At 34.9% G+C, this 11,545-nt stretch carries 13 protein-coding genes, 1 tRNA gene and 1 pseudogene; 6 read left to right on the top strand and 9 right to left on the bottom strand.

Features of this window, described 5'->3' with window-relative positions; all coding sequences use genetic code 11:
• The first annotated feature begins 477 nt into the window (after window positions 1-477).
• The 6 genes and pseudogenes from rplU to OZD68_RS06270 all read left to right on the top strand — a co-directional run bounded on the left by rplU (window position 478) and on the right by OZD68_RS06270 (window position 3,382).
• Window positions 478-780 (top strand): 50S ribosomal protein L21, encoded by a 303-nt coding sequence (gene rplU, locus OZD68_RS06295; protein ID WP_006279565.1) that lies wholly within the window; start codon window positions 478-480, stop codon window positions 778-780.
• 10 nt (window positions 781-790) lie between these two features.
• Entirely contained in the window at window positions 791-1,060 is a 270-nt protein-coding gene (gene rpmA, locus OZD68_RS06290) for a 50S ribosomal protein L27 (protein ID WP_006279564.1), read from the top strand.
• A gap of 9 nt (window positions 1,061-1,069) precedes the next feature.
• Window positions 1,070-1,143 (top strand) — tRNA-Ile (locus OZD68_RS06285).
• Between the two features lie 60 nt (window positions 1,144-1,203).
• The gene (gene metK / locus OZD68_RS06280) at window positions 1,204-2,376 is read left to right on the top strand and encodes a methionine adenosyltransferase (protein ID WP_182309344.1); all 1,173 of its coding nucleotides are present in this window, start codon (window positions 1,204-1,206) and stop codon (window positions 2,374-2,376) included.
• 126 nt (window positions 2,377-2,502) lie between these two features.
• Window positions 2,503-3,021: pseudogene (locus OZD68_RS06275) on the top strand (TenA family protein); the annotation flags it as partial.
• A gap of 181 nt (window positions 3,022-3,202) precedes the next feature.
• Window positions 3,203-3,382 (top strand): hypothetical protein, encoded by a 180-nt coding sequence (locus tag OZD68_RS06270; protein WP_182309339.1) that lies wholly within the window; start codon window positions 3,203-3,205, stop codon window positions 3,380-3,382.
• Between the two features lie 72 nt (window positions 3,383-3,454).
• Here the strand turns inward: OZD68_RS06270 and ccmE are convergent, their stop codons facing one another.
• From ccmE to OZD68_RS06225, 9 genes are all read right to left on the bottom strand, one after another.
• On the bottom strand, window positions 3,455-3,847 hold the full coding sequence (gene ccmE, locus OZD68_RS06265; protein WP_182309338.1) for a cytochrome c maturation protein CcmE: 393 nt from the start codon (window positions 3,845-3,847) through the stop codon (window positions 3,455-3,457).
• The gene (locus OZD68_RS06260) at window positions 3,831-3,968 is read right to left on the bottom strand and encodes a CcmD-like small membrane protein (protein WP_010962957.1); all 138 of its coding nucleotides are present in this window, start codon (window positions 3,966-3,968) and stop codon (window positions 3,831-3,833) included. The genes ccmE and OZD68_RS06260 overlap by 17 nt, the downstream gene beginning before the upstream one ends.
• Window positions 3,965-5,008 (bottom strand): biotin--[acetyl-CoA-carboxylase] ligase, encoded by a 1,044-nt coding sequence (locus tag OZD68_RS06255; protein WP_182309337.1) that lies wholly within the window; start codon window positions 5,006-5,008, stop codon window positions 3,965-3,967. Before OZD68_RS06255 ends, OZD68_RS06260 begins: the two co-directional genes overlap by 4 nt.
• 17 nt (window positions 5,009-5,025) lie before the next feature.
• Window positions 5,026-6,390 carry an NADH-quinone oxidoreductase subunit N gene (locus tag OZD68_RS06250; protein WP_182309336.1) on the bottom strand — a complete coding sequence of 455 codons (1,365 nt, stop codon included), beginning with the start codon at window positions 6,388-6,390 and terminating at the stop codon, window positions 5,026-5,028.
• Window positions 6,387-7,829, bottom strand: a complete 1,443-nt coding sequence (locus OZD68_RS06245; protein ID WP_182309335.1) for a complex I subunit 4 family protein — start codon at window positions 7,827-7,829, stop codon at window positions 6,387-6,389. The genes OZD68_RS06250 and OZD68_RS06245 overlap by 4 nt, the downstream gene beginning before the upstream one ends.
• Window positions 7,830-7,832: 3 nt before the next feature.
• Window positions 7,833-9,680 carry an NADH-quinone oxidoreductase subunit L gene (gene nuoL / locus OZD68_RS06240; protein WP_182309334.1) on the bottom strand — a complete coding sequence of 616 codons (1,848 nt, stop codon included), beginning with the start codon at window positions 9,678-9,680 and terminating at the stop codon, window positions 7,833-7,835.
• A gap of 4 nt (window positions 9,681-9,684) precedes the next feature.
• Complete coding sequence (gene nuoK, locus OZD68_RS06235; protein ID WP_006012916.1) at window positions 9,685-9,993, bottom strand: NADH-quinone oxidoreductase subunit NuoK; 309 nt, start codon at window positions 9,991-9,993, stop codon at window positions 9,685-9,687.
• Complete coding sequence (locus OZD68_RS06230; RefSeq protein WP_182309333.1) at window positions 9,984-10,571, bottom strand: NADH-quinone oxidoreductase subunit J; 588 nt, start codon at window positions 10,569-10,571, stop codon at window positions 9,984-9,986. The genes nuoK and OZD68_RS06230 overlap by 10 nt, the downstream gene beginning before the upstream one ends.
• Window positions 10,572-10,795: 224 nt before the next feature.
• Window positions 10,796-11,413, bottom strand: coding sequence for a group II intron maturase-specific domain-containing protein (locus tag OZD68_RS06225; protein ID WP_264707418.1), 618 nt, complete (start codon window positions 11,411-11,413; stop codon window positions 10,796-10,798).
• Window positions 11,414-11,545: the final 132 nt, after the last annotated feature.

Raw genomic sequence — 11,545 nt, 5'->3', positions numbered from 1 at the left:
TAAAAAGAGCTATAAATGCTATTTGCTCAATAAGTTCACTGATATTGGTATGGCTAAATTTGAGATAGCTCCATAAATTTATTGTGCGTTACCTACTATCCGAAGAGCGATGCAACAAAGCCCACTGAAATCCCAAAAAAGGATGATGTCATCCTAGTGCTCCTTTTTTTGTCATCCGAGTAGCTGACACTTGGATGACATCGTCATAAAGGAACCAGTGTCAGCTACTAAAATGACAGGAGAAGGGGCTACTTGCATGACGGTGTCGGTAAACTTAGAGCTATAATAACTATTTGCCTTTTTTCTGCTTAGGTTATGCAAGAAGTCTACTGTCTGAGAAAAGGTAGATAAAAGATGAAAACAGATAGAAGTATTTTAGTAGCTCAAAAAGAACGTTAAGTCATGCTTTTTATTTATATTGACAGCGTATATGACATCGTTTAGGATTAAAGTTAATAACAATAATTTATATTTATCATGTTTGCAGTAATTGAGACTGGTGGAAAGCAATATTTAGTAAAAGAAGGTAGTATAATAAAGGTAGAGAAGTTAGAAGCTGAAGAAAAAAAAGAGGTTGAAATCAATAAGGTGATTTGTATTTCAAATAATGGCTTATCTTATTCATCTAATGCTACTGTTAAAGCTGAAGTGTTGGAGCAGTGCAGGGGGGAAAAAATTATAATCTTTAAGAAGAAAAGAAGAAAAAATTACCGTAGGAAAACTGGTCATAGGCAGTATATAACTGTTCTTCGTATAAATGAAATTAGTCTTCAAAAGTAAGAGGTAAGGTATGGCAACTAAAAAATCAGGTGGTAGTTCCTGTAATGGTAGAGATTCAGCAGGTCGTAGGTTAGGAATAAAGAAGAATGGGAAGGTTATTCCTGGTAACATAATTGTGCGCCAAAGAGGCACAAAATTCCATCCTGGGAAGAATGTTGGTATAGGTAAAGATCATACGATTTTTGCTAAAATAGAAGGCTGGGTCAGCTTTAGAAGGTCAGCAAATAAAAAGACTTTTATTGATATCGTGCCTACAGATAATATGAAAGCTTCAGCTTGAATAAATCATGGGTCTGTAGCTCAGGTGGTTAGAGCGCACGCCTGATAAGCGTGAGGTCGGAGGTTCAACTCTTCCCAGACCCACCGTTTAGTAGTTACTAACTGTGTTTTCTATAGCGGTTTTGATATTGTATAAGCAAAAACATGAGTTTATATAAAAATTTAGTAACCAGTGAATCAGTGGCGGCTGGTCATCCAGATAAAGTAGCAGATCAAATTTCAGATGCAATACTTGATGAGTACCTTTTTACTGATCCTTTTGCGCGAGCTGCAATAGAGACTTTAGTCACCAAAGATAACGTTATTATAGCTGGGGAAGTGTTTGGGCCTAACATCAAAAATAGCAGGATTGAAAGTATTGTACGGAATACAATAAAAGATATTGGTTACAAGCACGATGTGTTCCACTGGAGAAAAGTGAAAGTAAATATATTGCTGCATGAGCAATCAAATGACATTGCAATAGGGTTGGATCAAGGTGCTGGAGATCAGGGCATAATGTATGGCTATGCAACAACAGAGACAGAAAACCTTATGCCGGCACCCATTTTTTATGCACACTCGATTCTGAAAAATATCATGAGCGCAGTTAAAGAAGCAAAACTTGGTCCAGATGCAAAGTCACAAATCACTTTGGCATATGAGAATAACCTACCGGTACGTGCTGAAAGTATTATTGTCTCAATACAGCACCCTGAGGATTTGGATCAATCAAAAGTAAAAGAAATAATTTACCCTTACATAGTTTCATCTTTACCTGAAGGATGGATGTGTCCTGAGGAAAATCTCTTAGTCAATCCAACTGGTAGATTTGTTATTGGTGGACCGGTTAGTGATTGTGGATTAACCGGACGAAAAATTATGGTTGATACTTATGGAGGTTATATTCCACACGGTGGAGGAGCGTTTTCCGGAAAAGATGCAACCAAAGTTGATAGATCTGCGGCTTATATGGCAAGATATCTTGCTAAAAATATTGTCTTTGCAGGTTTGGCTGAACGTTGTCTTGTGCAGCTTTCTTATGCAATTGGTGTATCAAAACCTACTTCATTCTATATTGATATATTTGGTGCGAATAAGGTAGAGGAAAGAGTAATTAAAAAGTTTATCGAGAATAATATAGATTTATCAACAAAAGGCATAATCAAGCATTTATCGCTTAATCATCCTATATATAAACGTACAGCCTGTTATGGACATTTTGGTAAACAGTCGGAAAGGGACGGTGGATTTTCTTGGGAAAACATTGACTTATCTGCTGATCTTTGTAGAGAATTCAATATAGAAGGTAATAGTAAAATTTCTTTAGATTGCTAAAATTTTTGATTTACAGCCCCATATTTATATACTAGCTTATTGTTAAAGCATAGCACGCTTTTTCATAATAATTATACCATATTAGTAATAATTTTTATATTCAATTTTTATTGTGAGGCTTATAAAGTGTATAACGAAATAGAAGGAGAACTGTACAACGTAATTGTAAAAGAGTGTTCTGATCTTATTGATAAAATAAAAGAACACCCTTTTAATGTTGAATTGATAAATAATACATTAGATTATGAAAAATTCAAGTTCTACCTTCAGCAGGATTTTCTGTATTGTATAGATTGCGCTCGTGCTTTTTTAATTGTTGCAGCTAGAGTTGATGATATTGAAATGATGAGTAGTTTAATCAATTTGGCACAAGGAGCATTTTATGTTCGAGAACAGTATAAAAAATATTTTGAAGATTGTGATCTATCTGATGATCACAAAAAGTCAAGAGCTTGTTCTGCCTTTACTGACTTTTTCATGAGTGCCGCATATCACAATTCTGTTAATGAAGCTTTAGTAGCATCTTATTCTTGCTTTAACATATACCAAATCGTTATACGCCATATGGTAAATGAGATAACAACTAAAGGGGTTAAAAATAACAAATACAAAGAGTGGATCAACATTTATAGTAGCGAAACAGTATAGCTCTTTTTACAATAATCCGAACAGATCATAATATGCTACTGCTCTACCATAGCCATAAGCACATATCTTATCCTATTCGGACTATTGCGAGAAGTGCTATAAATGACATGCTAACAGAAGAAAGGAGTAAGCTTGACGAGCTATAGCTCTTTTTACAATAATCCGAACAGATCATAATATGCTACTGCTCTACCATAGCCATAAGCACATATCTTATCCTATTCGGACTATTGCGAGAAGTGCTATAATTACAAAGGTTGGTAATGAAAATAGTGGTTTAGTACAGAGCCTGAATAACTTACAGACAAAAGTAGAGGAATTAGAAAACAATACCATTAATGAACCAGATTGGGGTTAAACTGGAAAGAGTAATAGTCTCTAGGCTGTGACTCTCTCTACATACCGTTTCAATACAGCCAGGTTAAGGAATCTATTTTAAAACTTTCGGCATATAGTTCTCATCATGTTTTGCAAACACTCTATCTGCAAGAAAAGTACTATTATCAAACATTTTACCTTGCACAACAACACCACTTTTTTCTGAAAACATTGGTGGAAGTATTCCCTGATATTTCACCATAACGCTCTTATTAAAATCTGTCATTTGAAAAATCACTTCACTTTCGTTGCGTATCACGCTATTTTCAACAACCATTCCACCAACACGGATTAGTTTTTGACCATTTGGTAAAACTATTGCCTCACTTACTGTATAGAAAAATGAGATATTTTCTTTGAGCGTTGTTAAAATAAAAAAAACTGCACAACTTAAAAAGCAGAAAATTCCTGAAGTTATAAGTAATCGCTTATGTTTCTTCTTCATGATTATCTTTCAGGCTTTCTAGAATTTTTTTACTTTTAGTATAACAAGAAATGGTAAAAATTAGCTCTCCAGCAATCAGCGTGAAACTAATAAGGTAAGCAAAAATTACATATGTATTCATAATGCATTATCAATAAATAACTCACCTGCATCAAAATAAATTAAGCTTCCATCCTTTTGCTGCAACACCAATTTACCACTTTTATCTATATCAGCAAAAATTCCTTCATACAATTTGTCAGCTAACTTTACACTGATTTGCTCATTCATTTTGAATGCTTTTTTTAACCACATTTCTCTTATAGCATAAAACCCATCAAGTAGCCATTGCTTTCTTAGCTTATTAAAATTTATTATTAATTTCTTTAACAGATCTATGTTAGACACAGACTCACCGTAATTGCTAATGCACGTTGTTCCTGGAAGTGGTGCATGACTGACATTAATTCCAATTCCTATAATGAGCCAATTCGAATTGGATCTTTTTTCAAGCAATATTCCACTTATTTTCTTGCCATCGATTAGAATGTCATTTGGCCATTTATACTGGAGATTTAGACCATTTATAAATGAAAGTATAGCATTTCCAACAGCAAGAGCAGTAACAAAAGTCAATTCTGTTAATTTGCTAACTTGATTCATTAAACCTCTTTCTATCATCCCAGTATTTTCCCCAGTGCTTGACACATAACTATGCGAACATTGCAATTTGCAGGTGGTATGTGGTGTCATTCCAGTGCGTGACACTGGAATCCAGTTCTTATTACACAGTTGCCTGATGTGCCCATTTGTAATTAAGTTTTCTGGATCCCAGTGCCAGGCTACTCGGATGAAATCATCCTTGGTGGGAATACCACAACGTTTGTACAGTTGTGTGCTTGACCATTCTTCTTGATTTCTAGATTCCAGCGTCACGCGCTGGAATGACACCGAAAGCTGGCTTTCATTCAGATAATCGTTAAAGAGGTTTATTACCAAACTTGCATAAAAATTACCCTCTGGAGAAATCCAGTTTTTTCCGGTGCGCCCCCTGCCTTCTGTTTGTTTATCAGCAACAATAATAGTTTCATTTGATATTCCTTTATCAATTAAATCCAACGCTTCTTTATTAGTGCTTGAAACTTTTTTGTAATGATGAATATGAAAACCCTCAGGGGTCACCTTGTCAGCCCTTTAGTTCAATGAGTGAGTAAAACGTACAAGAAAAGAACGAGGTTGATCAGCGAAGCCACCGAAGTGATAATGAATAGGCCCTTAGAATAAGCAACCTTATTACCAGTAGCTTTATCGAAATACATAGCTTTTACAATATTTAGATAATAGTAACACGATACAACACTCGCCACCACAAGGGTCAAAGACAGGCTGATAAAGCCAGAATTTATTAAACTTTTGAATATAAAAAATTTAGCGATAAAACCTGCAAGTGGAGGTATTCCCGACATCGAGAGTAACAGTACAGAAAGATGAAATGCTACAATTGGGCGTTTCTTCCCTATACCAGATAAATTTGCAATATCACAATCGTCATCGTCAATTTGTGCAAGATATGAGAATAGCCCTATGCTTGTGATGATATATATCACCAGATACATTAAGGCACTATCTGTTCCTGCTTGTGTAAAAATAGAAAGTGAAGCAAATATAAAACCAATGTGACCAATTGAACTGTAAGCAAGCAGCCTTTTTAAGTTTTGCTGACGTAAGGCCCCAAAAGCTGAGATAAGCACAGACAATGCTGAAACGTATAAGAAAATAGGCTGAACATAACTTTTTACATTTACTAACTCTTCATTCATCAATCGAATTAAAAATGTTACAAGTGCAGCTTTTGGAGCTGTAGAAAAAAACGCAGTTACTATGGTAGGTGCACCTTGATAGACATCTGGAGCCCACATATGAAAAGGAGCAATAGCAAGCTTGAAACACAAACCAATAAGGATAAAAACTAACCCAAAAACTATTCCATAAGTTATCTGATGGCTTTGCAAGAATGAACCGAGCTCAGAGAAATTGACTTGTCCTGTATATCCATAAAGCAGCGACATTCCATATAGCATAATGCAGGAAGATAGTGCACTAAGTGTAAAATATTTCACTCCTGCTTCACATGAATAAGCTGAATCTTTATTAAAGCTCGCAAGAACATACAAAGATATACTCATCAACTCAAAAGATAAATAAAAAGAAATCAGACTATTTGCTGAAACCAAAGTTATCATGCCAAATAGCGCAAAAAGAATCAGTATTGAAAATTCATATTTATAGTCATATTTTGATAAATTCAGCATCAAAAGTATTAAAATTCCTGTGCTGAGAATTAACCCTTGGGCTGACCTGATGTATAAATTGAGTTTTAACAACGAATTAAAGAGAAAAATTTCATTGTTTTCTGCCGAAATAATTAAAATAATCAAAGTTACCACTGTGCAGCCAAGTGCTAATAAGTTGATAGTTCGGCGGTTAAATATAATTCCAAGCAGTAGCAACACTAACGAGGAGATAATAGAGAACGTTTCCGGCAATATCTGTATATAATTCATAGCGCATTATATTTGACTAACAAATTTGCCATACATGGCTTCAAATAATTCAGTGCAAGGGTTGGGTAGAATCCAAGCAAAATAACAAACACTGCAAGCAGAATTAAGACAGAAAATTCTATGCTATCCAAGCGGTTATTTAATAATTTAGAATAGCTAACCCCCCATATTATTTGCTTACATAAATTCAGCATATAAACTGCGCTTAAAATAGTGCCAAGTGCGATAAATCCTGTAAAAAACCCTATGCTCTTAAACATTCCAACCATAGCCAAAAACTCACCTATGAATCCAGATGTTCCAGGTAGCCCTATTGAAGCCATTGAAAATAAAATGAACATAAAACCAAATTTTGGCATTGTGTTTACTATGCCAAAATATTTTGCAATCTCCAAAGTTCCAGTTCGAGTATATAGCATTCCAACACACAAAAATAGAGCAGCAGAAATAAGGCCATGACTAATCATTTGAAATATGCTACCCAGTACTCCTTCCTCACAAAATGAAAAGAGGCCAGCAGTAACGATCCCCATATGTGCTATTGAAGAATAAGCTATTAACTTCTTTATATCATCTTGAGCAAACGCAACTAGCGAAGCATATATCACCGCAATAATGCTCAGCACAACAACGAAATTTGAAAAATATAAACTTGCCTGAGGAAGCATTGGAATAGAAAACCTTAAAAATCCATATCCTCCCATTTTAATAAGCAAGCCAGCTAAAATCACAGATCCAGAAGTTGGTGATTGTACATGCGCATCAGGAAGCCAAGTGTGAAATGGAAACATCGGTACTTTTATTGCAAAAGAAATAAAAAATGCAATCCACAGCAATGACTGCACTTCAAGATCAAGGCTTGGCACTAATGTAGCTAACTTTTGTATATTAAACGTTCCAAAAATGTTATAGATGTAAACCAATCCAAGTAGAAATAATAATGAGCCGGTTAATGTATAAAGAAACAACTTAAACGTTGCATACACCCTGTGTTTTCCTCCCCAGATGCCAATAATAAAGAACATTGGTATTAAAACAGCTTCAAAAAACACATAAAAGCTTATAGCATTCAGTGAAACGAAAAAACCGACTACAAAACTCTCAAGCAGTAGAAACAATGCCATATAGGCTTTTAGGGTCGTATAACTCATTTTGCAGTTGTAGAGTATACAAATTACAAACAAGAAAGTTGTAAGCAGAAGGAAAAGCAACGATATACCATCTATCCCTATTCCAACATTTCTAATTGGGTAGCTGACAAACTGAAAGTCCGCATTGTTATAATCAAATTCTATACAAACTACAATGCTAAGCAAAAATGGAAGTACAGCAAAAAATAGAGCAAGGAATCTTAGGTGTATAGATTGATGACTAATCCTGATTAAGGATAAAATCAACCCTCCTATCAGTGGAAGCAAGAATATACTAAGTAACAACACCTTCTATTTAATTCCAATAATATATAAAGCACCGATTATTAGAGTAACAAACATAATAAATGCATAATCAAATATATAACCAGTTTGTAACTTTATAGAACTTTTTGAACATTCATTAACCAACCTTACAACACCATTTGGTCCAAATGAATCAATAGCCTTAACATCAAACTTCCATAGAAGCCTAGATATAAACCTTATCGGTGCAATTATAACAAACTCATACACCTCATCAAAGTACCATTTATTCTGCAAAAACTTAAGTAAAAACTTACTCTTAATTTGCCTAATTACTTGATATTGGTAAATTAGGTACGCAAGTGCTATTCCACTCAGGCTTGCTAAGGTTGGCAGTAGTTTTATAAAGAAATTATGAACTCCATGCTCATCAATCATCACTAAACTTGATTTCCAAAACGCATTACTAGTTATGTTCAAAATATTTGCTCCCCATATTCCAGAAAATACTGATCCAAAAGCGAGTATCAGTAATGGTATAAGCATAATCTTTGGTGCCTCATGTATATTAATTTTACTTTGTTTTTGGCTGTGGAACACAAGAAGCAATAACCTCCAAGAGTAAAACGCTGTGAAGAATGCAACAACTAAGCTTATTACAAAAGCAAAGCTATCCGTGCTATAAGCATGTTCAATTATCAAATCCTTTGAATAAAAACCTGCAAATGGGAATATCCCAGAAAGCGCAAGAGATCCAATCCACATGAGAGCGTAAGTGCAAGGGATTTTCTTCCAGCAATTTCCCATTTTCTGAATGTTTTGCTCATGATGCATTGCATGAATCACATTGCCAGCACCAAGAAATAGTAGAGCTTTAAAAAAAGCGTGTGTCATTAAATGAAAAATAGCAACATTGTAAGCAGAAAGCCCACATGCCATGAACATATAACCAAGTTGACTGCAGGTTGAATAAGCAATTATTTTCTTTATATCGTTCTGAGTAATTGCAACGGTGGCTGCAAAAAAAGCAGTGAGTGCTCCAACGATAACTATTAATTCTCGTGCCACATTTGATAACTCAAACAATGGAGAACACTTTGCTACTAAAAATATACCTGCTGTTACCATCGTTGCTGCGTGAATAAGTGCAGAAACAGGAGTTGGCCCTTCCATTGCATCTGGCAACCAAACATGTAAACCAAGCTGTGCAGATTTACCCATACAGCCAATAAAAAGTAATATGCATATTATATGAGTTACTTTGAATTCACAGCAGAATGCCCTAATGTTCTGCGTGCCAAGAAGATCAGTTGTGTCGAAAACTTCAGTAAAATTCAAAGAGTGAAATGTATAATAAATAAGAAAGATTCCAATCAATAGTGCAAAGTCTCCTACCCTATTCACAACAAATGCTTTAATTGCTGCATTATTTGCAGAATATTTTTGGAACCAAAATCCTATGAGTAAATAAGAACATAGGCCAACCCCTTCCCAGCCAAAAAAAAGCTGCACGAAATTATCGCTTACAACCAGCACAATCATGCAAAACGTAAATAGCGATAGGTAAGAAAAAAACCTCGACTTCCCCTTATCATGCTCCATATAACCGATAGAGTAGAGATGTACTACCAGTGAAACGGTGGTAATAACAATAAGCATTAAGGATGAGAGAGCATCCACACTAATTGCCCAATTTACTTTTAAGATGCTCAATGAAAACAAAGGAAATAAACTCAAGTGATAATTTTCAGAGAAGGTGAGAAAAACATACCAAGATAAAACTGCAGATATTCCAATCCCTGCGGTTGTAACTAACTGACTTTTTCTAAAAAGTGCTGCAAATAGCGAACCAAAAAGTGGCAAAAATACTATTAATTTCAGTATATACGTCATACTTTTATTCTTTCATTAAGTTCGCTTGTTCAACGTCTATATTGCCACGGCTTCTATAATATACAACCAATATTGCAAGCCCAACTCCTGACTCTGCTGCCGCAACAGTCAACACAAACATCACAAAAATTTGCCCAACTATATCATTCATAAAGGCAGAAAAAGCAACTAAGTTGATATTAATTGCCAGCAATAATATTTCTATTGATAACAATATATTGATTATGCTCTTACGGTTGATGAAAATACCGCAGACTCCAATAGTGAACAAAACAGCAGCAACTATCAGAAAATGATTTAATCCTATTTCCATTCTACTCCTTTTCCAAATTTAGCCTTAATCAATTTTACAGATGAAGATTGCGTCAATTGCTTTAACACATTCTGTTTTTTAACTCCTTTTTTCTTATCCTGCAAAGTAAGAGCAATTGCACCGACAATTGCAACAAGCAGCAAAATTCCAGAAAGATGAAAAGCATACATATAGTCAGTATATAGCAAATTACCAATAGCTTTCACGTTATTAGTATTATAGTTTATAACATTGCTTATATTCGGTGCTGAGCTGCGGATTACAAAGCTGATGATTAGAAAAAACACAACACATAATATAGCACCAAGAGTGAAATGCTTTGCAAAACCCTGGCGCAACCTTATGTATTCAATATCGAGCATCATAACTACAAAGAGGAATAACACTGCAACTGCACCGATGTATACTATCAGTACCATCATAGCAATGAATTCAGCTCCAAGAAGAATGAAAAGCACTGCAGAGTTAACGAAGGTGAAAATTAAAAATAATACTGCATGCACAGGATTTCTTACGCTAATCACGCATACAGCAGATAAAATGCTTAGAATTGCAAAAAAATAAAAGAAAAAAGGCATTGATACTTTAACTGCAACAATAGTTACCAATTTAAAGTGACTATTGTTGTAAAGTCAATACTAAATCCCTACCTTATGGATGAACTTGCGATTGTGATTTTAAACACTCAGGAGTGAGGACATTCTTAATCACAGTACCTATGCTCATATGGCGATCCTTTTGCCTTTCTTCACTGACCTTTTCACAAGATTTTCCAATACCATAGTTATTTAAGTGAGGAAAGTCACCTCTCCCCACTCGACTTCGAAACCGGACTTGTGACTTTCACCACATCCGGCTTCTCTCTAACTTGGTGTTTGTCATACACACTCCTATGTAAATAATCATGGCAATGCCCGTGCAATAAAGACAAATTTCCTATGGTATTATTGTTCCTATTTTTGTCTTGATGATGCACTTCAATTATGTCCTCTGACCTAAAATATAGCTGACAATAATTACATTTACCCTGTTGCATCTTCAGTAATTTTATCACTCTTAGTGACTTATCTGGTACTCTACGACTGCTCCAATATATCCAGTCTCCATCATATGGAGATTTTGCTCCTCTCACTTTGATATGCCGCTTAATAGCATGGTCTCCATGTTTGATAAGATATTTTCCATTACTTGTCATAAACCTCCAATTATCATTCTTATACCTTTTAAAGTATTTCCTCTTTATCCAGTATTTGCCTTTATTTGTATGTTTACGTACTGCCCATTTCCATAGTTTTCTAAACATAACGCTATCTAGTAACTCGAAGACTTTCCTTGAAATCACTGAAGTATAATATTGACACCATCCTCTAATAAGTGGATTTAGGTTTTTTATAATAGCTTCTTGTGGTGCTCCACACATTTCTTTAAGTTTGTACTTAGCGGTTAATGTATATCGTTTTATAGAGTTGCGGCTCGGTTTTATTAGTATAGCTCTTTTTACAATAATCCGAACAGATCATAATATGCTACTGCTCTACCATAGCCATAAGCA

The organism is Wolbachia endosymbiont of Drosophila bicornuta (assembly GCF_028982105.1).
Classification (GTDB): Bacteria; Pseudomonadota; Alphaproteobacteria; order Rickettsiales; family Anaplasmataceae; genus Wolbachia; species Wolbachia pipientis.
Note: the sequence above shows the minus strand (reverse complement) of the source record. Positions and strands in the feature narration are given on the sequence as shown.

What these genes read in the sequence shown, in the direction of transcription:
- rplU (WP_006279565.1), top strand. Translation starts at nt 478, where the DNA reads ATGTTTGCAGTAATTGAGACTGGTGGAAAGCAATATTTAGTAAAAGAA.
- rpmA (WP_006279564.1), top strand. Translation starts at nt 791, where the DNA reads ATGGCAACTAAAAAATCAGGTGGTAGTTCCTGTAATGGTAGAGATTCA.
- metK (WP_182309344.1), top strand. Translation starts at nt 1,204, where the DNA reads ATGAGTTTATATAAAAATTTAGTAACCAGTGAATCAGTGGCGGCTGGT.
- OZD68_RS06270 (WP_182309339.1), top strand. Translation starts at nt 3,203, where the DNA reads ATGCTACTGCTCTACCATAGCCATAAGCACATATCTTATCCTATTCGG.
- ccmE (WP_182309338.1), bottom strand. Translation starts at nt 3,847, where the DNA reads ATGAAGAAGAAACATAAGCGATTACTTATAACTTCAGGAATTTTCTGC.
- OZD68_RS06260 (WP_010962957.1), bottom strand. Translation starts at nt 3,968, where the DNA reads ATGAATACATATGTAATTTTTGCTTACCTTATTAGTTTCACGCTGATT.
- OZD68_RS06250 (WP_182309336.1), bottom strand. Translation starts at nt 6,390, where the DNA reads ATGAATTATATACAGATATTGCCGGAAACGTTCTCTATTATCTCCTCG.
- nuoL (WP_182309334.1), bottom strand. Translation starts at nt 9,680, where the DNA reads ATGACGTATATACTGAAATTAATAGTATTTTTGCCACTTTTTGGTTCG.
- nuoK (WP_006012916.1), bottom strand. Translation starts at nt 9,993, where the DNA reads ATGGAAATAGGATTAAATCATTTTCTGATAGTTGCTGCTGTTTTGTTC.
- OZD68_RS06230 (WP_182309333.1), bottom strand. Translation starts at nt 10,571, where the DNA reads ATGCCTTTTTTCTTTTATTTTTTTGCAATTCTAAGCATTTTATCTGCT.
- OZD68_RS06225 (WP_264707418.1), bottom strand. Translation starts at nt 11,413, where the DNA reads ATGTGTGGAGCACCACAAGAAGCTATTATAAAAAACCTAAATCCACTT.